The 25,580-nt window shown below is 46.9% G+C and carries 16 protein-coding genes and 2 tRNA genes; 1 reads left to right on the plus strand and 17 read right to left on the minus strand.

All coding sequences use genetic code 11. The annotated features are described in order from the left end of the window. Positions 1-29: 29 nt before the first annotated feature. The 11 genes from AXE77_RS02480 to AXE77_RS02535 all read right to left on the minus strand — a co-directional run bounded on the left by AXE77_RS02480 (position 30) and on the right by AXE77_RS02535 (position 15,315). Positions 30-1,238 carry a UDP-N-acetylmuramyl peptide synthase gene (locus AXE77_RS02480; RefSeq protein WP_116711953.1) on the minus strand — a complete coding sequence of 403 codons (1,209 nt, stop codon included), beginning with the start codon at positions 1,236-1,238 and terminating at the stop codon, positions 30-32. A gap of 64 nt (positions 1,239-1,302) precedes the next feature. After that, a complete protein-coding gene (locus AXE77_RS02485) occupies positions 1,303-3,144 on the minus strand; it encodes a peptidoglycan D,D-transpeptidase FtsI family protein (RefSeq protein WP_116711954.1) in 1,842 nt (613 codons plus the stop codon). Further along, positions 3,144-3,791: a cell division protein FtsL gene (ftsL, locus tag AXE77_RS02490; protein ID WP_116711955.1), complete on the minus strand. Its 648-nt coding sequence runs from the start codon at positions 3,789-3,791 to the stop codon at positions 3,144-3,146. Before ftsL ends, AXE77_RS02485 begins: the two co-directional genes overlap by 1 nt. A gap of 1 nt (position 3,792) precedes the next feature. Continuing rightward, positions 3,793-4,836: a 16S rRNA (cytosine(1402)-N(4))-methyltransferase RsmH gene (gene rsmH, locus AXE77_RS02495; protein ID WP_116711956.1), complete on the minus strand. Its 1,044-nt coding sequence runs from the start codon at positions 4,834-4,836 to the stop codon at positions 3,793-3,795. Then, positions 4,836-5,708, minus strand: coding sequence for a division/cell wall cluster transcriptional repressor MraZ (gene mraZ, locus AXE77_RS02500; RefSeq protein ID WP_116711957.1), 873 nt, complete (start codon positions 5,706-5,708; stop codon positions 4,836-4,838). The genes rsmH and mraZ overlap by 1 nt, the downstream gene beginning before the upstream one ends. A 611-nt stretch (positions 5,709-6,319) precedes the next feature. Next, positions 6,320-7,657, minus strand: a complete 1,338-nt coding sequence (glnA, locus tag AXE77_RS02510; protein WP_116711958.1) for a type I glutamate--ammonia ligase — start codon at positions 7,655-7,657, stop codon at positions 6,320-6,322. 217 nt (positions 7,658-7,874) lie between these two features. Further along, complete coding sequence (locus tag AXE77_RS02515) at positions 7,875-8,588, minus strand: hypothetical protein (RefSeq protein WP_116712067.1); 714 nt, start codon at positions 8,586-8,588, stop codon at positions 7,875-7,877. An 84-nt stretch (positions 8,589-8,672) separates the two neighbouring features. Continuing rightward, positions 8,673-12,239: a DNA polymerase III subunit alpha gene (gene dnaE / locus AXE77_RS02520; protein WP_116711959.1), complete on the minus strand. Its 3,567-nt coding sequence runs from the start codon at positions 12,237-12,239 to the stop codon at positions 8,673-8,675. A gap of 46 nt (positions 12,240-12,285) precedes the next feature. Beyond that, positions 12,286-13,305: an RluA family pseudouridine synthase gene (locus tag AXE77_RS02525; RefSeq protein ID WP_116711960.1), complete on the minus strand. Its 1,020-nt coding sequence runs from the start codon at positions 13,303-13,305 to the stop codon at positions 12,286-12,288. Between the two features lie 2 nt (positions 13,306-13,307). Beyond that, entirely contained in the window at positions 13,308-13,931 is a 624-nt protein-coding gene (locus AXE77_RS02530; RefSeq protein WP_116712068.1) for a signal peptidase II, read from the minus strand. A gap of 52 nt (positions 13,932-13,983) precedes the next feature. Next, positions 13,984-15,315, minus strand: a complete 1,332-nt coding sequence (locus AXE77_RS02535) for a DivIVA domain-containing protein (RefSeq protein WP_116711961.1) — start codon at positions 15,313-15,315, stop codon at positions 13,984-13,986. Between the two features lie 208 nt (positions 15,316-15,523). Here AXE77_RS02535 and galE point away from each other — a divergent pair, with 208 nt between their 5' ends. Next, positions 15,524-16,534, plus strand: coding sequence for a UDP-glucose 4-epimerase GalE (galE, locus tag AXE77_RS02540; protein ID WP_116711962.1), 1,011 nt, complete (start codon positions 15,524-15,526; stop codon positions 16,532-16,534). A gap of 157 nt (positions 16,535-16,691) precedes the next feature. On the opposite strand, the gene AXE77_RS06955 is transcribed toward galE, so the two are convergent. The 6 genes from AXE77_RS06955 to AXE77_RS02570 form a co-directional block, all read right to left on the minus strand. Continuing rightward, positions 16,692-19,460, minus strand: coding sequence for a leucine-rich repeat domain-containing protein (locus tag AXE77_RS06955; RefSeq protein ID WP_430886639.1), 2,769 nt, complete (start codon positions 19,458-19,460; stop codon positions 16,692-16,694). A 113-nt stretch (positions 19,461-19,573) separates the two neighbouring features. Then, complete coding sequence (locus tag AXE77_RS02550) at positions 19,574-20,980, minus strand: leucine-rich repeat domain-containing protein (RefSeq protein ID WP_116711964.1); 1,407 nt, start codon at positions 20,978-20,980, stop codon at positions 19,574-19,576. Between the two features lie 122 nt (positions 20,981-21,102). Continuing rightward, a tRNA-Phe gene (locus AXE77_RS02555) sits at positions 21,103-21,175 on the minus strand. A gap of 44 nt (positions 21,176-21,219) precedes the next feature. After that, positions 21,220-21,293, minus strand: a tRNA-Asp gene (locus tag AXE77_RS02560). Between the two features lie 103 nt (positions 21,294-21,396). After that, the gene (locus AXE77_RS02565; protein ID WP_116711965.1) at positions 21,397-23,502 is read right to left on the minus strand and encodes an ABC transporter ATP-binding protein; all 2,106 of its coding nucleotides are present in this window, start codon (positions 23,500-23,502) and stop codon (positions 21,397-21,399) included. A gap of 2 nt (positions 23,503-23,504) precedes the next feature. Beyond that, positions 23,505-25,385: an ABC transporter ATP-binding protein gene (locus AXE77_RS02570; protein ID WP_116711966.1), complete on the minus strand. Its 1,881-nt coding sequence runs from the start codon at positions 25,383-25,385 to the stop codon at positions 23,505-23,507. Positions 25,386-25,580: the final 195 nt, after the last annotated feature.

The raw sequence follows: 25,580 nt of genomic DNA on the forward strand, positions 1-25,580 counted from the left end.
CGTGCAACAAAATCGCGAAATTACATATACTAACGCAACTCGTGAGAAACTCGCAACGCACTTTTAATGGTTCCCCGACGCACGCCAGCAGCCAACACCATTGCAATAGACAAGGAAAGGTGTCGGTGCACATCTTTGCCACCAATTTGATCAGCTAAAGCAGCTAATTCGTCGGAATCGGCTGAACGGGTGACGCAATACGCGTGATCCCTGCTGCAAAAACCGTAGCGTTGACGCAAAGAATAAAAACTCATGGTTGGAGCAGCTGGCGGCAAATCGAGCAGAGAAGTGGTAGTTGTCAGTGCCGCAACTGCAGGTAATGTGTCAGAAGAAACTTTTTCGACTTGGGAATCACCGCTTGGTTGAGAGGCGCTTTCCACAGAAGCAGACGCGGCCTGAGAAGCAGTAGGCTCGGCTTGCGCAGAATCAACAGTCGAAGAATTAGATTGGGAAGAAGTAGACGGCTCAGTTGGTGTAAGCTGCACGGTTGGAACAGGAGGTACGGCCGAAACTGGCGCTTTTAATGAAAGCTGCTCAGTCGCCCTAGTATTCGCTGTTGCGTATCCAGACGAAGATGCATCCTCTGCTGCGCGATGCGTCTGCTCAGCACCCAACACATCAATATTTACTGACTGTAACGCATTCTTCGACAGCGTCGCCGAATTTAACGCAATAACAACGGCCGCCGCACCGTCTTCCACGCAAACCGACAGCACATGCTGCACGTCGGCAATATGAAGCGGATACTGCAACGACAACTCACGCTGCAAAGAACTCGAACCAGCGTCGCTAATAATGCCAACTGGATTGCCAAGCATGTGCAAAAAGTCAGCCAAACGAATCACGTTAGCATGAATATCGTCGTCGTCATCACCAGCAACAGCAAAAGTTGCAACGCACGAAGAAGGGTCCGCATTAATATCGCAAGCAAGTTTCCCAAGAGCCACTGGATTCACCGACGAAACCAGCAAAGGCATCCCCAATTCCGCAGCCTCAGAACGCAACTCCGGAGTCACCAACGCAGCATAAGCACCTGCATCGCGCGCAGCCTCAAGCTGACGGCGATCAATATGGCCAATCGGCACATACAAGCAGCCTGGCCTCACCTTACGCACATCGTGAGCAATCGAAGTAATAGTTACGTCCGCAGCGAAAGCCGGCACTACTTCAAAACCGTAGTTTTTAGCAGCAAAACCTAACGTAACCCTAGTTCTTGAATATTCATCAACCGCGTTCATCTAACACCCTACTTCGTTACTATAGCAGCACTGCTGACGTGGACTAACGCAAACGCACTCACTGTCACCAATTAATTGGGGCTGGATTCGTGCGAGGAGCGGAAGCTGGAATATCATACTTTTGCATAAGAAACTCGCCAATTGCCTTGAACAGTGGGCCTGCCGTTACAGCACCATACACACCTTGAGGATCATGCAACACAACCGTAATCACGAAACGAGGATTATCCGCAGGAATGGCACCAGACCAGTCGCTGATATTCGAGGTGAGCTTGCCGTCAGGACCAGCAACCTCAGCGGTACCACTTTTTGCAGCAACGCGATAACCATCTATAGCAGTGTAATTATGGTAGTGGTCGCCTGAATTCTCCAAAGCGTTCATCATGTCGGCCGCAACGCTCTCATCCAAAACTCGCGTTGCCTCCGGACGTTTAGATTTGGTCACATGACCGTTAGAATCTATAACAGACTTCACTAAGGTTTGACGTAACTTAACACCTTTATTTGCAATAGTCGCCATAGCGTTCGTAATTTGCAAAGCGTTCACAGCATAACCCTGACCAAACAGTACCGTTTCCTTCTTACGGCCATCCCACGATTCCAAGCTAGGAAGCAGACCACGAGATTCACCCTGCAAATTCAAGCCGGAATACCGTCCTAAACCAAACTTAGCGATGTATTCGTAACGCTTATCAACCGGGTAAGTTTCACCGGCCATAATCATACCGACGTTGGAAGATTCCGCTAGAATGCCAGCAAGAGTCAAGTTTTCTGCGCCGTGATCGAGTGCGTCATGGTAACGCTGACCATTCTTAACAATAGAGTTAGGAACAACAAAGCGATCGCTCAGCTTACGCGCTCTCGTTTGCAACATACCCGCCAAAGCAAAAGCCTTTCCAATAGAACCAGGCTCAAATGTTTGGCTCACCGCACGAGAAACATTCAGCTTAGCTTCAGTGCTGCCAGCGGTAATATCGTCCGTATCTTCCAAAGCGAGAATCTCACCAGTGTGCACGTCCTGCACAACAGCAATACCCCACTTTGCTTTATACTTTTCCTTACCGTCGAGAAGCACTTTCTTAACGTACCAATCCACGTCGCTATCAATAGTGAGCTTAATATCACTACCGTTTACCGCAGGCTTATATTCGGTAACAGTGCCCGGAATCTTTTCGTTTCCAGCATTATTGCCTTGGTAGCGCTGGTAACCGTCCACGCCGTTCAATGTTGAATCGTGCGCAAGCTCAAGTCCCGTAACACCAACCTCACCTCTACGGTTTTTCACATCCTTACGATTCACTTCATCTGCACTGGTGACGGCACCAATAAGCGAACCAAGAATTGGTCCACTCGAATACACGCGCTCACTACTTTCTTCTGCATAAATGCAGCCAGACAAATTCAACTTATCAATAGCACGTTTCACTTCTGGAGTAACGTTGCGCTTAAGTAAAGCGTAACGGCCAACACCAGCCAACTTCCCGCCAATTTCAACAGAGCTCATATGCAGCAGCGGAGCAAGAAGACGAGCAACCGCCACAGCGCCCGTACCTTCAACCGGCTTACCATTGAGAATATGACAGTTATGCTCGGTCTGTTTCGTGCAAGGAGTAGGTTTAAAAGCTTGAGCATTCAACGGGTCGCCAATAATGTTGTAACGCTCAACACTCTGTGCCAAAACGGCGCCGTTCGCGTCGAGAATACGACCGCGACGAGCAAGAATTGGGCGCACGCGACTACGCTCAGCCTGCGCTGCCTGTGCGGTAGAACGTGCGTTAATCAGCTGGATAAAACTGAGCTTTACAATTGCGCACGAAGCGAGAATTGCAAAAACTATAGCGATAACAGTGCATTTGCTTACAAATGTCTGCTGCTGGGCGAAACGTTGTTTGATTAAGTGGCGCATCAATGTTTCTCCTGTATTGCTGATTGTTGTTGGTTTTGATTGTTTTGATTGCTTTGTTGGCTTTGTTGGCTTTGCTGGCTTTGATTGCTTTGGCTACTTTGGCTGCTTTGGCTGCTTTGTTGCGAAGATTGCTGCTTTTCGTCGTGACGATCCGCTTTCTTACGCTCAGCTTCACCATTCTTACGTTTCGCAGCGTAATCACTTAAGTCAATCGCAATAGAACCCTGTTGCGGAACCATACCCATTTCTTGAGCCTTCGCAGGAAGTTCAGCTTCAAGCGTGTCGAGCTTAGCCTGCGTAGTTTCAACGTCTTGACGCAACCGCGCAATACGAGACTGTACGGCAGTCTGTTCAAAAGAAATCTCAGCCATTTGCGTACGAAGCATAAGGGATGACAACAACGTCACAACCATAAAAATCACGATAATAACGCAATTAATAAGCGGAACCTTACGCGTATTACTCCAAGCCATAACCCGATGGAAACGCTCAGAAACACTCGAAGCGTGAGCCTTACCTGCTTGAAAAGCTGAAGTAACTGAATTATGCGAATAATCTTTACGAGTTGCGGCATCTTTCACACGACCAGCCGGAGCTGAAGCAGACGAAGTTGAACGCAAAACACGACTTTTCATGCCAATAACCATGTCAGCGCACCTCCTTTTGAGATGCTCTGCCAGCAGCATCCTCAAGTCGAGCAATCCAACGATGAGGAATAGGACGAACCAACTCAACAGCGCGCAAACGCACAGAAGAAGAACGCGTATTACGCGCCAATTCTTCTTTCGAAGCCTTCAACGCACCCCGAGTAAGTGCCGCAAAGAACGGCTGCGCATCGTCAGGAACTACCGGCATATTCGCAGGAACGTCAACCGTTAAGCCCTGGCTCATAAAACGCTTTACTGTAGTATCTTCTAACGAATGGTAAGACTCCACTACAAGACGACCATGCGTACGTAAGTGCAATGCAATCTTAGGAAGCGTACGCTGAAGCTTATCTAATTCGCCATTAACTTCGATGCGCAACGCTTGGAACACACGTTTTGCAGGATTACCTGTAGCACGATGAGCTTTAGGAATAACGTCGTCAACTAATCGCACAAGCTGACCGGAAGTAGTAAACGGCTGGGACTGACGCGCCTCAACAATACGACGCGCAATAAGCGATGCGAAACGTTCCTGTCCATACTCGCGGAAAATCTTAGCTAACTCACGAACGTCGTAAGTTGCCAAAATAGTTGCAGCAGTAACAGATTGCGTGGTATCCATGCGCATGTCGAGAGCAGTATCGTGCGAATACGAAAAACCACGATCAGCCTCATCGATTTGCAAACTTGAAAGACCTAAATCCATAAAAGCGGCGTCAATGCCGTCGATATGGTTCTCGCGAAGCACCTCGTCGATGTCGTCAAAGGCAGCATGCGCCGGAATAAAACGCTGCTCGAGCCCTTCACTACGCATGCGCTCAGTCGCCAACGCAAGTGCTTCAGCATCGCGATCGATTCCAATAAGCGTGGCGGAAGGTGCCGCCTTCAAAAAAGCGGTGGCGTGGCCGGCAAGACCAAGCGTGCAATCCACCACGATTGAGCCTTCATGCTGCAAAGCGGGAGTGACTAAATCGACACAATCTTGCAATAATACTGGCGCATGAATGGAGGTAATAGCGGTAATATCAGTCTTCACATCAGCCATCACATCACCGCCGGAAGTACATCGTCGGCAATATCCGCATAACCTTGCTCACGATCCGCAAGATATGCTTCCCAAGCCGACTTATTCCAAATTTCCGCGCGCGTACCAACACCAATAACAACTATTTCGTCACCTAAACTGGCGTAATCTCTGAGCATTGGCGGCACAACAATGCGACCTTGTTTATCCGGCTCCTCGTCAACCGCTCCAGAAAGAAACACGCGTAAATAATCGCGAGCGGACTTATTGCTCATAGAAGTGTGCTGGATTTGAGCGGTCATGCGCTGAAACTCAACCATAGGAAGTACGTAAACGCAACGTTCCTGCCCGCGAGCCATCACAAAACCGCCGCCAAGTTGCGCACGGAATTTTGCCGGCAACGCAACACGGCCTTTATCGTCAATTTTCGGAGCATAAGTACCGAGCAAAATAGGGGTTTGCAGTTGGGAGACGGATTGCACTACGGGTTGCTGCATTACAGGCTGCATTACAGGCTGCGCAATTCCGGGCTGGACAGATGTCATAGGCATAGTTGTGCACTGAGCAGCTTGATTAACCACGGCAGAAGGAGATGAGTAAGAAGCCGAGGTTGGCACTTGCTGTTGCAGCGAGGACATTGCAGTTGGTTGCGTTGCGTTTGGCACAGCATAATAAACCTGATTAATTGGCTGATTAATTGGCTGATTGAGCTGCGCCTGAATAGGCTGAGAATATGATTGCTGCGGAATTTGCGCCGACACCGACCCTTGCAGTGGCATCTGCGTAGGTTGGGAAACGTTTGATTCTGCAGTCGATTGAGCCGGATTTTGGCAACGCTGAGATGAAGTATTGGCTTGATTTTGCGGTTGCTCTTGAGCAGCACGACGCACCATACTCCACCTCCTTAACTCAACATGCACTATGCCGTATGCACATTACTCACCACTCTACCCCATTTCTCCCCAAAAATCCCCACTTTTTACAAAATTAACCACAAAATTACTAAAAATCGGCAAAACGCTGCACACGCAAAACAATACAAAAGGAATCAAACTGCTTTAATAACAAACAAACACAACGCTCGCTCTGTCAAAGCGCAAACGAAAGACCCTAACGCAGCGCGCCAACTGCACCAGTGTCTCAAAACAAGCAAAATGAGACCCTAACGCAGCGCGCCAACTGCACCAGTGTCTCAAAACAAGCAAAATGAGACCCTAACGCAGCGCGCCAACTGCACGCGGGTCCGAAGAACGGGATTAAGAGACACTAGCGCAGCGCGCCAACTGCACCAGTGTCCCAAAACAAGCAAAATGAGACCCTAACGCAGCGCGCCAACTGCACCAGTGTCCCAAAACAAGCAAAATGAGACCCTCACGCAGCGCGCCAACTGCACTAAGGTCCTAAAACAGGCAAAATGAGACCCTAACGCAGCACGGTTTCTGCGTTAGGGTCTTAACAGCGTAGAAAAATCTCCGGCAAATGTTCCACAAAAACGCCAAAACAGCTACAATCGCGGCAAGTACTTCTCAAGTTCAAAAGGCGTCACTTGGCGACGGTACTCTTCCCACTCCTGATGCTTATTGCGCAAGAAGTACTCGAAAGCATGCTCGCCTAATACGCTCGCCACAAAGTCCGAGCGCTCCATAATCTTTAGCGCCTCATCCAAGGATTCCGGAAGCGGCTGAATACCCATTGCCTGACGCTCAGCATCAGTAAGCTCCCACACGTCGTCACTAGTAGGCTCGCACAATGTCATCTGCTTTTCGATACCATCCAAGCCTGCAGCCAGCAGCACAGAGTAGGCAAGATACGGGTTCGCCACAGGATCGAGCGCGCGGAATTCCATACGGCAAGAGTTGCCTTTGCCTGGCTTATACTGCGGGACGCGAAGCAGCGCCGAACGGTTGCTGTGACCCCAGCACACGTAGCTAGGAGCTTCCGCCCCACCCCACAAACGCTTATAAGAGTTCACGTACTGGTCAGTCACAGCGCAAATTTCCGAAGCGTGATGCAAAATGCCAGCAGCAAACTGACGCGCAATAAGCGACATATTAAACTCTTGGCCAGCCTCATAAAAAGCGTTCGTATCGCCTTCAAACAAGCTCAAATGCGTGTGCATGCCAGAACCAGGCTGATCAGTTAAAGGCTTTGGCATAAAGCTTGCGTACATGCCGCGCTCGAGAGAAATCTCCTTCACTACCGTGCGGAAAGTCATGATATTATCCGCGGTAGTAAGCGCATCCGCGTAACGCAAGTCGATTTCGTTTTGACCAGGGCCGCCTTCATGGTGCGAATACTCTACGGAAATGCCCATTTGTTCAAGCACACTTACAGCGTTGCGACGAAAATCCATCGCCGAACTCTTAGGAACGTGGTCAAAATAGCCACCCTCATCAATAGGCACAGGCGCTTTAGACCAATCATCCTGCGCTTCAAATAAGTAAAACTCAATTTCCGGATGCACGTAGAACGTAAAGCCCTTTTCTTTCGCTTTAGCGAGCGCCGTTTTCAAAACGTGGCGAGGATCCCCTAGCGAAGGCTCGCCGTCAGGTGTGAGCACATCGCAGAACATGCGCGCCGTACCTTCAGGACCGCCATGCCATGGGAGAATTTGGAAAGTCGACGGATCCGGCTTCACAATCATGTCGTCTTCCAAAACGCGCGTCATGCCTTCAATAGCAGAACCGTCGAATCCGATGCCCTCTTCAAACGCGGCCTCTAATTCAGCAGGAGCAATAGCAACAGATTTTAGCGTACCGAGCACATCCGTGAACCAGAGGCGAATAAAACGAACGTCACGCTCTTCAACAGTGCGCAAAGCAAACTCTTGTTGTCTATCCATAATCAGCCCCTTGGGTAGCATTTTTACCACGCTATTATTGAGCTTAGCAGCCAGCTTGCGCAGTAATATTTATAAGCACGTCATGTATATTGTAGTGTATTCTTGCAAATTATTCTGCATGAATCTTAGCTATGAGCAATGAATTTACGTATTCGTAATGAAATTACGCAACACTTGCTTTTTCGCAATATTTTATTCGCAGTATTTTTCGCAATATTCACCGTTTGCCATATTTATTAAAGATTTTGTACGCAGCAAAGTCGCTTAAATCGTCGCTATCGTACATTGTTACGTCTTGTTTTGCAAGAGTATCTACTGTTTCCATGCAAATGGCGAGGTCTTCTACTCTTCTTGACCACACAGCTAACGCCATTGGCGCCACAATTTCCTGCGGCTCTACCCCATTTTGGTAAATTTTTGCAGTGATTTTGTCGGCCCGATTTACGATAAGCATAACGTCCATTCCGCGGAAGAAATCAACGAATTCTTTTACGTCTTCTTCCGGACCGTTATCTTTGAGATTTTTTAATATGGCAACGGCGCCTTGTTCTTCGTCAAAGCATTTTGCGGAAACGTCCGCCATTTTGCAGAAGGCTGCGAGCAGCTGCGCTGGCTCAACGTAAGTGATTATCATGGCAACTTTCGCCTTATTGCCGAGCAACCCTTCTAAATCTTCTTCAAAACTCGCTTCTTCAATGTCTCGCATTGCGTCATCAAGAGCACTATTTTCTTGATTTTCGCCGTCACTTTGAGCATTTTTTGAATTTTCGATATCGGAACTTTCGCTATCTGAATTTTCTTTGGATTCATCCTGAAATTCGCGTTCAAAACCTGCAAGCGCGTTATCTAATTCAGCATCTGTAAAAGAAGCGCGTACTGAATCGTCACCGTTAGCTTCGTTATTTTTTCGCTCGTCGCCATTATTTGACATTTCCATTACTTTCTCCCCTTTAAATATAGATTATTTAATACAGCTTCTTAAACCTTATATTTTACCAAATTAATACTGCATATTTTACGCGCTCGGCAAACAGTTCGATCCGAAAACAATTTTCATTTCCGCAAACAGCGAAGTATCGCGCTTCACGCGGAAACGGTCGCCAAAAGTAAGCACTTGCGCACGCCCAGTATCGTCAATTAATGCCAAACGCACTTCGCAACATCCCGGGTGACGGCTCAAAATACTACTTAATTCCGCAACATGACCCTTGTCTAAAGCTTGTCGAGGAAGCACAATAGTGAGCGGCCGCTCGTCAACCGACTCCAGAGTTGGCACTTCAAACTCCGTGGCTCGCATAGAAACCGTTTCGTCGCGCACTTCAACCTGCCCGCGAATACGCACCACCTGGTCAATCGCAAGCTCCTGCGCTGACGCTTCGTACACCTTTCCAAAGAACATGCACTGTATGGAACTTTCCATATCTTCAACAGTTACGATTGCCCAAGCGTTACCCTTACGAGACACTCGCCTATCCACGCTAGTAACTAAACCAGCAATCGTCACTTGCTGTCCGTCACTCATCGTTTTTGCACGGTCAATAAGTTGCGCAATTGACATTTCACGCAAATCAGCCAAAACCGCAGACAATCCACTTAACGGATGGTCAGAAACATACAAGCCCAACATTTCGCGCTCAAAATTAAGCTTCGTTTTCTTATCCCACTCCTCAACGTCCGGCACATTAATTTGCATATCTCCCATGCCGTTATCGATGCTCGAGTCGGAAGACGAGTCAAGATCAGCAAACAAGTCAAACTGACCCTCGGCCTGCTTTCTTTTAATCGCAATCACAGAATCTATTGCGGGATAACAAATTTGAAACAGCGCGCGACGATTCGAATCAATAGAATCAAACGCTCCCGCTTTAATAAGCGACTCAACTAGGCGTCGGTTCAGCGCCGTAATCGGTACACGCTTAATAAAGTCCATAAAGTTTACGAAACGCCCGCGCTCACTTTCACGCTCCGCAATAATATCGTTTACTGCTTTATCTCCAACGTTACGAATAGCACCCAAGCCAAAGCGCACAACATCCCCAACTGCAGAATATTCGAGCACAGACTCGTTCACATCCGGCTGCAGAACTTGAATACCCATGCGACGAGCCTCACCCAAGTACAGTGCGGTTTTGTCTTTATTAGTGCGCTCGTTTTGGAGCAAGGCCGCCATAAATTCCACAGGATAATGCGTTTTTAAGTAGGCCGTCCAGTAAGAGATTAAGCCATAAGCTGCAGAGTGAGCTTTGTTAAACGCGTAGCCGGAGAACGGCACTAAAACATCCCACACTGCTTGAGCAGCTTCCCTGGAATATCCGTGTGCTTTCATGCCTTCAAAGAACGGCACCTGCTCTTTTGCCAGCACCTCCGGCTTCTTTTTACCCATTGCTCGACGCAACACGTCTGCCTTACCAAGGCTGTACCCTGCCAAAATACGCGCAGCAGACTGCACCTGCTCCTGGTAGACGATTAAACCGTAGGTTTCTCCAAGCACATCCTTCAACGGTTCCGCAACTTCCGGATGAATAGGAGTAATTTCCTGCAAACCATTCTTGCGTTTGGCGTAATTCGTATGCGAATCCATATCCATAGGGCCAGGTCGGTAAAGTGCGATCAAAGCCGAAATATCGTTGAAATTATCCGGTTTTAGGGTGCGAAGCAGCGCGCGCATGCCGTCGGAATCAAGCTGGAAAACGCCTAAAGTATCTCCCCTGGAAAGCAATTGATACGTAGGTTTATCGTCCAAAGGAATTTTCGTATAATCAATCGGCTCTTTCCCATTATTTTCAATATTTCGCAAGGTATCGCGAATAACTGTCAAGTTGGAAAGGCCTAAAAAGTCCATTTTTACGAGACCGAGCGTTTCGCAAGTGTGATACTCGAAAGTTGTGGTAATAGTGCCGTCAGTGCGCTCTAAAAGCGGCGACGTGTTGGTGATTGGCTCCGAACCCATGATTGTTGCGCAAGCGTGCACACCAGTTTGACGAATCAAACCTTCAATACCTTTTGCTTCTTCTGTAATACGACGCGTGTCGGGATCTGTTTCATACATTTCACGAAACTCGCGCGCCTCGGCATAACGCTTTGATTTTTCGTCGAACATTTCGTGCAAGCTCATATCTTTACCGTTTTTAGACGGCGGAAGGGCTTTCGTAATCTTTTCGCCAACTGAAAACTCGTATCCCATAATGCGAGCGGAATCTTTCAACGCCTGCTTCGTTTTAATCGTTCCGTAAATAACGCACTGAGCAACTTTATCTCTGCCGTATTTTTCACCAACGTATTCAAGCACTTTCGCGCGGCCATCCGGATCAAAATCAACGTCAATATCTGGCAATGATACGCGCTCCGGGTTTAAGAAGCGTTCAAAAATAAGGCCGTGTTTCATAGGATCAAGCTCGGTAATGCCCATTGCGTACGCAACCATAGCTCCTGCAGCAGAGCCACGACCAGGGCCGACCATTACGCCATGCGCTTTAGCCCAGTTAATGTAGTCTGCAACAACCAAAAAGTATCCGCAAAACTGCATTTGGCAAATCACGCCGCACTCGTAGTCAGCCTGCTTTAACACTTCCATCGGAATGTTGTTATTGTAGCGACGCTCCAAGCCTTCCTCAACTTTTTTAAGGAATAGCGAAGTCTCATCCCAGCCTTCTGGACAGTCAAATTGTGGCATAAAAGCGCCATCTTCGCCGTCGTCAAACATGACATTGCAGCGTCGAGCAATCTCAAGCGTATTATCGCAGGCTTCAGGAAACTCTTTAAAAAGTTCGCGCATTTGCTCGGCGGACTTCAAATAGTAGCCGGAACCGTCAAACTTAAAACGGTCAGGATCGTCTAGGCGCGAACCGGAATTAATGCAAAGCATAGCATCCTGCGCTTCGCGATCTTCCTCGTGAACGTAATGCAAATCGTTCGTAGCAAGCAGCGGAGCGTTAAGCTTTTTCGCAATCTCAAGCAAATCTTTTGTTACGCGCGTTTCAATTGAAAGTCCGTGATTCATAAGTTCAATAAAGAAGTTATCGCGCCCAAAAATATCTTGAAACTCGCCTGCAGCACGTAAAGCTTCATTGAACTGACCTAAGCGAAGACGCGTTTGAATAATTCCAGAAGGGCATCCGGAGGACGCGATTACGCCTTTTGAGTAGGTTGCGAGCACGTCTTTATCCATACGCGGGTAGCGCATAACGCGGCCTTCAAGATTCGCCACAGACGAAGCTTTAAGAAGATTCGTTAAGCCCGTATCGTTTTCCGCCCACATTGTCATGTGAGTGATTAAACCACCGCCGGAAACGTCGTCCGCACGCTGATCTTCCGTACCCCAATGCACGCGGCTTTTGTCTTGACGCGCGGTTTCAGGAGTCACATACGCTTCTATGCCGATAATCGGCTTAATTCCAGCTTTTACAGCCGTACTCCACATTTCATACGCGCCGTGCATATTGCCGTGATCAGTAATAGCAACGGCCGGCATACCCAATTCTTTCGCAGTATTAACCAAATCGGGGATTTTTGACGCACCGTCGAGAAGCGAATAGTGCGTGTGGTTATGTAAGTGTACAAAATTGGTTTCCGGCTGAGTCATAAGTGATATTCTATAGTCGAAAGTTGACTGAAAAAATGCAAAAACGCTACTTTGACAATGCTCGCATAGCTTCTAACGCGTGTTGCAAATCAGAAGGATAATGCGACCGAACTGTCACGGATTTACCGGTGCGCGGATGCGTAAAAGTAAGCTCCGTGGAATGTAACCATTGACGTTCGAGGCCTAATTGTGCTGCAAGCACCGGATTGGCGCCGTACATTGAGTCACCGACCAACGGGTGTCCTATAGAAGTAAAATGCACGCGAATTTGGTGAGTGCGACCAGTTTCCAAATTGACACTGGCGAGAGTTGCCCTACCAAAACGTTCCAGCACATCCCAATGCGTTACCGCCGGCTTTCCTGTAGGCGTAATTGTGAAACGGAAGTCAGATACTTTCGCGCGACCGATTGGAGCTTCGATTGTTGCCTTATTTTGCGTCAAGTCGCCTTGTACTAGCGCATGGTAGGTTTTTGTAACGGTGTGGTTGGAGAACTGTTGTTTCATAGCTTCGTACGCCAAATCCGTTCTGCAAACAAGCATTAAGCCGCTTGTGCCAACGTCAAGTCTGCTTACGATTCCTCGACGATTTTCGTCTCCAGCAGTTGCCGAGATGCTAATTCCGCGATTTTCTAAGGCCTGTCCAACGGTTGGTCCGTCCCAGCCTTGAGCTTGGTGAGCAGCCATACCAACCGGCTTATCTACGACTACGATATCGTCATCTTGGTAGGCAATCGTCATATTTGCTTCGATGCGTAAGTATTGGTCGCGCAAACGTTGCAACGTTTGGTTGGAATCGTACGTTTGGCGGGAATCGTGTGCTTCTTGTGATACTCCCGCTTCTTGCGATTCCACTGCTTCTTGCGATTCCATCGTTTCCGTAGCGCATACTATTTCGTCGCCAGTAAGCAGCACAGCCGATTTAGACGCTTTTCGATTCGCAAGAAATACGACACCACTAGCAATCAGCGCACTCGCTTTAGAACGCGAAATACCTTGCAATTGAGCAACTGCAACATCAAAACGGCAGCCGACAAAATCTTCAGGAATAGGCGTAGGAAATTGCATAACTATTCGTTACTTTCCACAGAAGAAAGTTGATTCGTTTCGTCTGCTTCGTTTGTTGCGTTTGTTTCGTTTGATACGTTCGTTACGTTTGTTGCGTTTGTTGCGTTTGTTGCGCCTGTTTCGTTTGTTCCATAAGATTTGGAAACATTACCAGGCTTAAACGGGAAGTCAAAAATAACTAACACCACAAACCAAACACCAGCAACCGCCAATATAATATCGGCGACATTGCCAACAGACCAACCGTAGTTGATAAAATCAATCACCTTGCCATCCAAAAAGCCCTCGGCATACATGGCACGATCAATCAAATTACCAAACGCTCCAGCAAAGGCAAGTGACAACGCCAGCGTCCACTGCAACGACAATGTGCGCCGAACTGCAACCAGCATCGCAACGCAAGCAACAATAGCCAAAATGCTAATAAAACAAGTCGCCCCAGAACCTAGTCCAAACGATGCCCCAGGATTCCTAACTAACGACAGTGAAAGAACATTATGAACTATCTCAACATGCTTTCCGCCGCTTAAAGAAGCCAACGCCCACAGCTTAGTTACACGATCTATAACAAGCCCAACAATAACAATAAGCGCAAAAACGGCTGCGCGGGTACGCAGCCGTTTCACACGCACATCTCTATGCGCCAAAATTTATCCGATCTTTAGTAATGTCGAATACTCACTGCTCTTGCTGAGCATTCTCAGCAGGCTGATTCTGACCTAATTCAGCATAAGCATTCTCGTCCGAAACCTGAGCAACAAGCTGGCCCAAGAAGTCGGTCAAACGAGTGCGATACTCGGTCTCAAACTGCTTGAGGCTCTGAATATTGCCTTCGATAACCTGAGTTTGCTTCTCCAAATTCTCACGCACCTGACGAGCATAAGCGTCAGCAGCGGTACGAGTAGTAGAATCGTAGTCTGCCGCACGATGCTGTACTTCAGCTTCGTATTGATCAGCCTGATCGTGAGTTTGCTTAGAGTAATCATCTGCAGCCTGACGAACCTTACCAGAGTAAGCGTCGGCCTCGTTGTGAGCACGGGAAGCATAAGCATCAGCGTCAGAGCGAGTGCGTGCAGAATAGTCGTCGGCGTCACCGCGAGTCTGCTTGCTGTATTCTTCAGCTTCACCACGAGTGCGAGTAGAGTACTCGTCAGCCTTAGCAACAGTGTCGTTATAGTGAGACTGAGCTTCTTCAACAATCTGCTGAGCCTTAGCCTTGCCCTTATCAACGTACTGATCGTGCAACTGCATAGCGAGAGTCAACATTGCGGTAGCACGCTCCGGTTCAGAACCTTGAGCTTCAACTCCAGCGCCAGCAATCTTCTGCAAGCTACCAGTTTCCGTATTTGGCTCCAGCTTAGCAACCTGCTGACGAAGCTGCTCCTCGCGCTGCTGGGATTCTTCCAACTGCTTAGCAAGATCTTCAACCCTGGAGTTCTCCTGCTGGGTAACAACAAGCTGCTGACGAACCGACTCAAGTTCACGACCCAAGTTTTCGCTGTTAGCACGGAAGTCGTCACGCTCACGCGTAATCGTTTCCAATTCCTTCTGCAACTGCTTAGCATTGTCTGCCTGAGCGGTCTGAGCAGTCAACTGATCAACTTGAGCACCCAAGCCGTCCAATTGCTCCTTCAACTGCTGGTTTTGAGCAGCCAACGCACGGTTGCTTTCTTCAGCTTCACGCAACTTAGTTGCAGTAGACTCAAGCTGGGCAGCGGCTTCAGAAGTTTCGCCCTGCTGCTTACTAGCGTTACGCAACGTTTCATTTTCTTTAGTTAAGGACTCTACTTGAGAAGTTAACTCAGCAATCTTGGTATTCAAGCCCGCAACATCACGGCCAAGCGATTGCGTGGACTGACCCAGTCCCTGCACTGCCTGCTGACCAAGTGCTTCAATCGTTTCTGTAACTTGATCAAGAAACTCGTCAACCTCGTCAACGTCATATCCTCCCTTGAAACGTACAATCTGGAAGGTATGCTCTCGAATGTCCTTAGGCGTCAACAGAGTCATATGCTTTACACCTCGCTTTTGGGACGCATCTCATTGATATATATCTATTCGATGCTATCACGTGCGCAGAAAATTTGAGTAGATAATGCGAAAATTTATTTCGCAAAACGCCGACTACGCAAAAATGTGTGTAGCCTATTTTGCAATTCGTTCAGTTTGGCGAGATATAATCGCACTGATTACACAAAGATACGAGGAAAGGTCAAGAATGACTGTTCTTGTTACGGGCGGGTGCGGATATATTGGCGCACACGTAGTACACGCTTTGCACGAAACCAAGCAGAATGTCGTCGTTGTGGACGATTTAAGCTATGGAAAGCCTACACGTATTGAAGGCGCACGACTGTACGGCATGGATATTGCCTCCCCAGACGCAGGTAAGCGGCTTGCGCAAATTATGAAAGATGAGCACGTCGACGCCGTGATTCATTTTGCAGCACGCAAGCAAGTTGGAGAATCAGTAGAAAAACCACTGTGGTATTACCAGCAGAATATTAACGGCATGCTCAATGTTCTCGAAGGTATGAAAGACAGTGGCGTCAAAAAGCTCGTGTTCTCTTCCTCTGCAGCAACTTACGGTGTACCACCTGTCGAAGTAGTGCCAGAGGACGTGGTGCCGATGCTACCAATTAATCCTTATGGTCAAACTAAGCTTTTTGGCGAGTGGATGGCGCGCGCGTGCGAGCACACGTATGGAATCCGCTTCTGCGCTTTGCGCTACTTTAACGTGGCAGGCTGTGGACCAGTTGAGCTGGAAGATCCTGCTATTTTGAACCTGATTCCTATGCTTCTCGACCGTTTGCAGCGCGGCAAAGCTCCTGCTATTTTTGGCGACGACTACCCTACTCCAGACGGCACTTGCGTACGCGATTACATTCACGTTTCGGATTTGGCAGACGCACATCTTGCTGCGCTGCAATATCTTGAACGCGACGAACGTAAGTATGATGCTTTTAACGTGGGTACCGGCAAGGGCACTTCCGTTCGCGAAATTGTTGAGGAAGTTCGTCGCGTTACCGGCTTGCCATTTAGGGAAACGGTGCTTGAGCGTAGGGCCGGCGACCCTCCACAGCTTATTGGTAGCGCAAAGCGCATAAATGAGGAAATGGGCTGGCACGCGCGCTACGACGTGAAAGACATTGTGGAGTCTGCTTGGAACGCTTGGCAAGCAAATCCTGAGCATCACATTGATGTGGCGTCTTGGAAGCAACTCGACTAGCAAACGCTATCTTGCGAAACACTAGCTTACGAAACAAAAAAGATTGAATTAGAACAAAAAATTTCCCCACGTTTGTTTTCCGAATCAATAGAATCGAAAACAAACGTGGGGAAAATATTTACTACATTAAGCGGTTAGTCAAACTGCAGCAACACTTTTACGCCACCGTAGTAGCGGCGTCGCCTTTGGATACGGGCGCAACAGCACCAGCGTTAGAGGTACCAGCGTTAGAGGAAGCATCGCCAGCTTTAGCAGCACCATTATTAGCGTCGCTAGCTTTAGCCGTACCATTATTAGCAGTACCGGCGTTAGCGTTAGAGTTGACGTTACCCGTGTTAGCCGCACCCGTATTAGTGGTACCAGCGTTGGCGTTACCAGCATTAGCCGCACCCGTATTAGTGGTACCAGCATTAGTAGTACCAGTGTTAGCGGAGGCGTCGCCCGCATTAGCAGTACCAGCGTTAGCAGTACCAGTGTTAGCGGAGGCGTCGCCAGCGTTAGCGTTACCAGCGTTAGCGGTACCAGAGTTGGCGTTACCAGCGTTATCGTTAGAGTTGGCGTTAGCAACAGAGCTAGTGTCAATTAAATCACTCAAGTCACCAAAATCGATATCGCTCAAATCCAAACTATCCCAGTCGAAATCATCAAAATCGAAATCGCTTGGATCAGAATCATCTCCAGTATCACCAGACTCTCCAGTACCAGTGTCGCCAGTGTCACCTAAATCATCAAAATCGATATCGCTCAAATCCAAATCATCCCAGTCAAAATTGTCCCAGTCAAAGTCAAAATCAGGATCCACTGGTTCAACTGGATTCACTGGTGGTTCAACTGGATTCACTGGTGGCTCAACCGGATTCACAGGCTCAACAGTCCCAGACTGCGTACCATTTAAGCTAGCATCAGAGAGAATGGATAGATTCGGGAACTTTTGCTGCAACTCTTGGACTACATCAGGACTCACATCGGTACCCACGTACAAAGTATTCAAATTCTTTAATTTAGCAATAGTAGCCGCATCAATATCATCAGCCTTGTGTACGCCACTTAAGCATAAACCTTGCAAATTTGGCAAATTAGCTAATTCAGGCATATTCATGTTGGAAGCGTCAATCGTAACAGAATTAACATTCTTCAGCGAAGATACGTTTTTAAGGTTTCCACCATTAATGCGCAAGTAATACAGATTTGCCAAATTAGCAAGCGGAGCAACATCAATTCCGCCACTAATATCCAAAGTCGAAAGATTAGTCAAACCAGCAAGAGGAGCTACATCCGAAACCTTCGTACCAGAAAGATACAAAGTCGAAATATTCGTCAAACCAGCCAAAGGCGACACATCCGAAACCTTCGTACCAGAAAGATACAAAGCTGACAAATTAGTCAAACCAGCAAGAGGAGCTACATCCGAAACAGCAGTATGAGAAAAATCTAAAGCATTCAAATTCTTTGAATCTTTAAGAGAAGACAAATCAGAAACAGCAGTATCAGAAAGATACAAAGTTGAAAGATTTGTCAAACCAGCAATCTTCGACAGATCCGAAACCTTCGTACCAGAAAGATACAAAGCTGACAAATTAGTCAAACCAGCAAGAGGCGACACATCCGAAACAGCAGTACCAGTAAGATCCAAAGTCGTCAAATTCTTTGAATCTTTAAGAGAAGACACATCCGAAACCTTCGTACCAGAAAGATTCAAAGTTGACAGATCCTTTGCGTCTTTGAGAGAAGACACATTCGAAACAGCAGTATTAGAAAGATCCAAAGTCGTCAAATTCTTTGAATCTTTAAGAGAAGACACATCCGAAACCTTCGTACCAGAAAGATTCAAAGTTGACAGATCCTTTGCGTCTTTGAGAGAAGACACATCCGAAACCTTCGTACCAGAAAGATTCAAATCCATCAAATCTTTCAAACTGGCAAGAGGAGTTACATCCGAAACCTTCGTACCAGAAAGATTCAAATCCATCAAATCTTTCAAACTGGCAAGAGGAGTTACATCCGAAACCTTCGTACCGTCGAGAGCCAAATTATTCAACTTAGTCAAACCAGCAAGAGGCGAAACATCAGAAACAGCAGTATGAGAAAGATCCAAATATATCAACTTCTTTGAATCTTTAAGCGGAGTCAAATCCGAAACAGGGGTATTGACAAGACTCACGCCTGTTAGCTCATTCAAACCTTTGAGCGGAGTCAAATCAGAAACAGAAGTAAAACCTAATCTTATGTCGTCCAGATTCTTCAAATTTTTGAGCGGAGTCAAATCCGAAATAGGATTACCAGCAATCTGCAACTCCGTCAAATTCGTCAAACCAGCAAGAGGAGTCAAATCCGAAACCTTCGTATCAGAAAGATACAACCAATTCAGCTTCTTCAAATCTTTAATCGGAGACAAATCCGAAATAGGAGTATTAGTGAACTCTAGTTTACCCAAATTTGCCAAACCAGCAAGCGGTGAAATATCAGAAACAGCAGTATCAGAAACCCTCAACCACTGCAGATTCTTCAAATTTTTAAGCGGAGTAAAATCCGAAACAGCAGTGCCAGGGAGACTCAAATACGTTAAATTAGGGAAATACTGTAAATCAGAAAGATCACAAATATCACTGTACTTCGAATCAATGGTAATTTCTCCAACTTTTTTAGCATCCGCATAAGTAATTTCTTTACTGTTCCAATTTTTAAGTACTCTCATTACTCCAGAATTATCAAGTAAAGCACGCTTTAATTCGGGATCTTTAAATTGGATAGGAGTATTGTCGTCAGAATCAGTATGGTTACCGTTAGGAGCATCGGAGCTATTTGTGTCATGAGCAACCGTATCACTGTCAGCCGCATACGCAGCAGCCGGAATAGAAGCAGCCGCAATACCACCAAACAATGTCGCTGTCGCAACTACCATTGCCATAAACTTTTTATTCAGCATATAGTACCTTCTTTTTTATTTCTTACAAAAATTTACAAGCATTTTATTAAGCAAACCCACGCATATAACGACATGAATTTGCATTAGCAGTACCAGTACAGTACCGACGTCGCCTAATCGCCTAAGCCGCTTAAATCAATATCGCTCAAATCCAGACTATCCCAGTCAAAATCGTCAAAATTGAAATCGTCAAAATTGAAATCGCTTGGATTAGAATCATCGCTAGTGCCAGTGTTGCCAGTGCCAGCGTCACCAGTTCCAGTGTCGCCAGCGTCACCTAAGTCACCCAAGTCACCAAAATCAATATCGCCCAAATCCAAATCATCCAAGTCAAAATCAAGATCTGTATTAGAATCAGACGAATTAGACGAATCAGACGAACTCGACGGAGTATCATCCGCAGTATAATCCGAAACCACATTAAGCGAAGGCAACTTTTGCTTCAACGCCTTCAAACTGTCGCCGTTCACATTGCTATTAACAAGCAAACGCGTCAAAGCAGTCAACGTACCCAACGAAGACACGTCAGTCACGTCCGTACCGGTAAGATTCAGCACTTCCAATTTCTTCAACGCCGACAAAGCAGCAACATTGGAAATCTTCGGCCCTGAAAGCTGCAATTTCTGAAGATTAAGCAAGGAAGCAAGCGGAGCAACATCCTCAAGAGACATACCAATATTCAAATCAGTAAGATTCGTGAGCTTGGCAAGAGGAGTAGCATTAACGGCTTGTTCAACATCACTATTCAACACCAGCTGTTTCAAAGTTGTTACTTTACTCAAACCCGATAAATCTGCAAGCTCTGGACCGTAAAGATTCAACGATTGCAGATTCTTTAACGCAGCCAACTGAGTTAAATCAGCATTCGACGAAACCGTAATATCCAACTTTTGCAAATTTTTCAAACCAGCTAAAGGCGACAATTGGGAAACCGGCGAATCAACATTTAATGTTTGCAAATTTTCCAAGCCTTTTAGCGCAGTCAAGTCCATACTGTCAACATTGGAATCTTCGTCGGCACTATCTGCAACGGACAATTCCAGCGTAGTTAAGTTACTTAAGCCCGAAAGCGGCGACAAATCAGCCTGAGGAGCAGCAATCAGATTTAACTTTTGCAGCTGTTTTAAGCCCGAAAGCGGAGACAAATCAGCAACATGGGAGCCGTCGAGTGACACATCCTTAAGATTCTTAAAATTGGAAAAGTCCAGGATGCTGGAAACAGGATTCAATCCAGCAACAACAGCAGCAATGCGAAGCTGAGTAGCGCGCTCTGCCTGAGCTGAAGTCACCTCATCAGCAGAAGCGTCTATAAGACCAGCAGCCTTCATACTTTTAAGCGCTTGAGCTTTAAAAGCAGGGTCGTTAAACGTAATGGTAGCGTCCTGATTAGCTGACTTTGCGGAAGTTTCAGACGTTGCGGCATCACTAGCATATGCAACCGAAGGCACAGATACCAACGCAAAACTACCGAGCAATGTGGCAGTCGTCGCCAAAGTTGCTATAAACTTTTTATTAATCATACGCACCTTCTTTTATATCAATAGCCAAACGTGGGTTATTTCCCAAACGTACTACCGAAAAATAGGGTACTCGCAACAAAAGAAAAAACGCGGCACACAAGTACCGCGAACTAAAAAAGAAGTGGCTCCGAGCGGGATCGATCCGCTGACCTAGCGATTTTCAGTCGCTCGCTCTACCAACTGAGCTACAGAGCCATGATGAATAAAAAACCCGGGCAAACCGGGTCTCCTATTAATCGCGACCCCGGCCGGACTTGAACCGGTGACCTCCGCCGTGACAGGGCGGCGCTCTAACCAACTGAGCTACGGGGCCGTGGCTTTGTTCTCTCGAACAGCCGAGTCACTATCTTACAGAATCCTCAGCAAAATGCAAGTGCTGGGCGTGTTCGGCGTGTTGCCGCACAAAATCAAGCATCTTATTCCAACTCAATCGCGCCCGTGCAAAGCTGATAATATTCGCCACGCTGAGCCATTAAATCTTCATGCGACCCTCGTTCAACGATGCGCCCATGATCAAGCACCATAATCACGTCTGCATTGCGCACTGTGGAAAGCCTGTGCGCAATCACAAACACAGTGCGATCTTGCATCAGCGCATCCATGCCGTGTTGCACCAACGCCTCAGTGTGCGTATCGATTGAAGAAGTAGCTTCATCCAAAATAAGCACAGGCGGATTTGCTACAGCTGCGCGCGCAATAGAAATAAGCTGCTTTTGGCCTTGAGAAAGCCCCTCACCACCATTAGTAAGCTGAGTATCGTAACCGTGAGAAAGCTGCCCAATAAACGCGTCAGCATGCGCTAATTTCGCCGCTTTTACGCACTCTTCGTCAGTTGCATCGAGGCGACCGTAACGAATATTATCCATAACGCTGCCAGTAAATAAGTTCACATCTTGCAAAACTGTGCCAATAGCGTAACGCAAATCAGTTTTACAAATATCACGAACGTCAATACCGTCATACAAAATTTGTCCGTCATCAATATCGTAAAAACGCGTAAGCAGATTCGCAATCGTAGTTTTCCCAGCGCCCGTAGCGCCCACCAAAGCAACTTTTTGCCCCGGCTTTGCAAACCACGTAATATCGTGCAAAACTGGCTTCTCAGGGTCGTATCCGAACACAACGTCCGTAAAGCGCACGTCGCCGCGAAGTAACGTATACCTGCCGTCTTGAGAAGTTAAAGCGTCGCGTTTGGCATGACACACCACTGTTTGCGCCATCTGACTTAACTGCGAAGCGCGCACCACAGCTTTGGTGCCGTTATCTTGCGCGGCTCGCTTCCAAGCCCAGTAAACGTGCTCGCCTTCCGTTTTTTCGCTCACTTCTTCCAGCACGTCAAAAGTGTGCGCATTTTCTTGAGACTGCGTTTGGCTGATGCGCACTTTTACCAAGCGCACTGTGCCGTCGTCTGGCTCTACTTCTTCGTCGAGAAGCTCAAAAATTCGCGAAGCTCCGGCAATTGCCATCATCAGCGAATTGAGTTGCATAGTAATTTCGCCAATAGGATTAATAAACGCACGCGACAGCGTGAGTAAGGATATAAGTGTGCCGAGCGTTAAAGCTCCGGAACCTGCCATGCCAAGCGTTGGTAAACCAACTGAAGCAGCCCATGCGCCAAGTAGCGCAATCAGCACATACAGCAAGTAGCTTGCGTTGCTGATTATTGGCATCACATTATTTGCGTAAGAATTTGCACTTGCTGAAATTTTTTGTACTTTTTCGACGCAATCGTCTAATTTTTCAAGCGTAACTGTTTCGTGATTAAAAATTTTAATAACTTTATTGCCAGTTGCGGATTCTTCTACAAATTTGTTCAACTCACCCAAAGCATGTTGAAATTGTTCAAAAAGCTTACCGGAACGTTTCAGCATAAATCGCACTAAAAACAGCAGAACAACGGTGAAAACGGCCACAAACGCTGCCACCGGAAGCGAGAGCCACATAATTGACACAAAAGCTGCCGTAATCGAAATAAGCGCCGAAAAGGAGTCTGGAAAAGCCCAGGAAATAGCTTCGCGAAGCACTTCTGTATCGTTCGTGTAGCGGCTCATTATATCGCCGTAGCCTTGCGCATCGAGGTAGCGCAACGACAGCTTCTGCTGATGCCGAAACATGGCGTCACGCAAATCGCGCATAACGCTTTCGGAAATATTCGCAACCAGCCGGCTCCACAGCCAGCAGCTGAACACTCCAACCGCATATACGCTTGCCATAAGCATTATCATGCGCACAAGCGGCATCCAATCCGGATTGTGCTTGCCAACGAGCGGAAGAATGTACACGTCGACCAAGGATTGCAGGAACATCGCGCAGGCAGCTTGAACAATCGAGCTTACAATGATTGCGGCTATGATTACGAAAATTTTGGCGCGATACACTAGCACGCAGGAAGCGAGACGTTTCAGCACAGGCCAGTTGATTGTGCGGCGGTTGCTGCTAGAGCGTCTGTTGGCGCTAGAGCTGCTTTTGGCGCTGCTGTTGCTGGCGGATTTGGCAGGAGACTGAGCCGTTTTAGTAGACATAATTATTCAGCTCCCTTTGCGCTCGTAGTTGTTACTGTGGTTTCGTCGTCCGTTACATTACTTTTTGCTTGAGATTCCGCCATATTTCTGTACAGTTCGCAAGACTTAATCAAGTCGTTGTGCGAACCTTGGGCAAGAATGCGTCCGTTTTGCAACACAACTATAATGTCTGCGTGCTCGATTGAAGATACGCGCTGAGCCACAATAATTTGCGTGGAATCAGGCATAAACTTTTTCAAATTTTCACGAATCTTACGATCCGTTTTCATATCGACTGCACTCATAGAATCGTCAAGAATTAAGATTTTGGGTTTCCTTAAAAGCGCGCGAGCAATGCACAAACGCTGCCGCTGACCGCCAGAAACATTTTTACCACCCTGCTCAATATGAGTGTTGTAGCCGTCCGGAAAATCCTGAATAAACTCATCCGCGCAAGCAATCTTACATACTTCGCGCACATCCTCGTCAGTAGCATCCAATCTACCCCAACGAAGATTTTCTGCAATAGTGCCATTAAACAGAATATTTTTCTGCAAAACAAAGCCTACTTCGTTGCGCAAACTAGAAGAATCGTAGTTACGAATATCCTTTCCGCCTACAAAAAGCGTGCCGGAACTTACATCGTAAAGCCTTGCAATCAGTTGCACAAGACTTGATTTTCCAGAACCCGTAGCCCCCACAATACCGACGGTTGCACCTGAAGGAATACTCAAGTTGATATCGTGTAAAATTTCCTGTTCTGCCGGCGTAGATTCATCCGCATCATCCGATTTCGGATAGCGCAACGAAACATGCTCAAAACGAACCGAAGCGTCGGAAATCTTAGTAAGAGGGAATTCTGGAACAAGCTCAGTGTTTTGCGATTGCAGCACTTTCGCAATTCTGTGCATCGAAGCACGAGCCGTTACAGACATAACAAAAACCGCAACCAAATTCGCTAAAGCAAACAAAATTTGCAGCGCATACACCACCAACGCCGCAAGATTTCCTGTAGTTAAACCAAAAGCAGGATTATTTCCAGAAGCAACGATTTCTCGCGAAGCCATCCACGCAACCAGCAACATACCCGTATAAAAACACACATTAAACAGCGGAATGCTGCAATTAAGCACATACTCCGCCTTAAGAAAATGCTGGTAAATCTTATGAGAAATGCGCATAAAACGACTGTTTTCATAATCTTCACGCACATAGGATTTCACAACGCGAATATTATGCAAATTCTCGCCAACTTGATTATTCATTTCATCAACCATGCGGTAAATTCGCATAAAAGCTGGAGCTACAATACTCGCACCAACCGCACCAATTAAACCAACAATCGGCACAAAACTAAGAAAAACCCAAGAAATCGCAGGACTAATTAAAAAAGTAAACCACCACGCGGCCACGATAATCACAACGCTACGAATACCAGAACGAATCATCAACTGGTAAGCAAACTGAACATTCGACACGTCGCTAGTCATACGAGTCACAATCGTGCCGGTAGAAAACTTATCCAAATCCGAAAAACTTAAAAGTTGCAGGCGCGCAAAAATATTATGCCGCAAATTCCTGCCAAAACCAGCGCTAGAATGTGCGCAACAAATGCCAGAAATAACGCCGGCAACCATAGAAAACACGGCAAAAATAAGAAGCTGCAAACCGTAGTACCAGGCGGTACTATTTGACCGCTGCATAATTCCAAAATCAATAAGATTCGACATTGCCGAAGGAATAATAATTTGCATAGCGGCTTCAAAAATAATTGTTACGGAAGTAAGAACGCCGAGCAGCCGATAATTCTTTAAAGAATGAAGAACAGTGCGTAAAGCATGAGAAGTACGATCGGCGCGGTTCTTTGATCTTTTCGACGATTTTCGCGTGACATCTTCCGCCATTACGCCCCCTCCTTAAATGATTCGTAAGCTTAATAATATCACTTTTGAATATGTGGCAGGCAGGGTTTGATGAACGATAAAACCCGGAGAAAAAACTCCGGAGAATGTTCCAAAAAAACACCAAAACAGCAACAAACGCCGGAAAATCTCCCGCAAATGTTCCAAAAAAACACCAAAACAACAACAAACGCCGGA

Origin of the sequence: Gardnerella massiliensis (assembly GCF_003408845.1) — a bacterium.
Lineage (GTDB): Bacteria > Actinomycetota > Actinomycetes > Actinomycetales > Bifidobacteriaceae > Bifidobacterium > Bifidobacterium vaginale_H.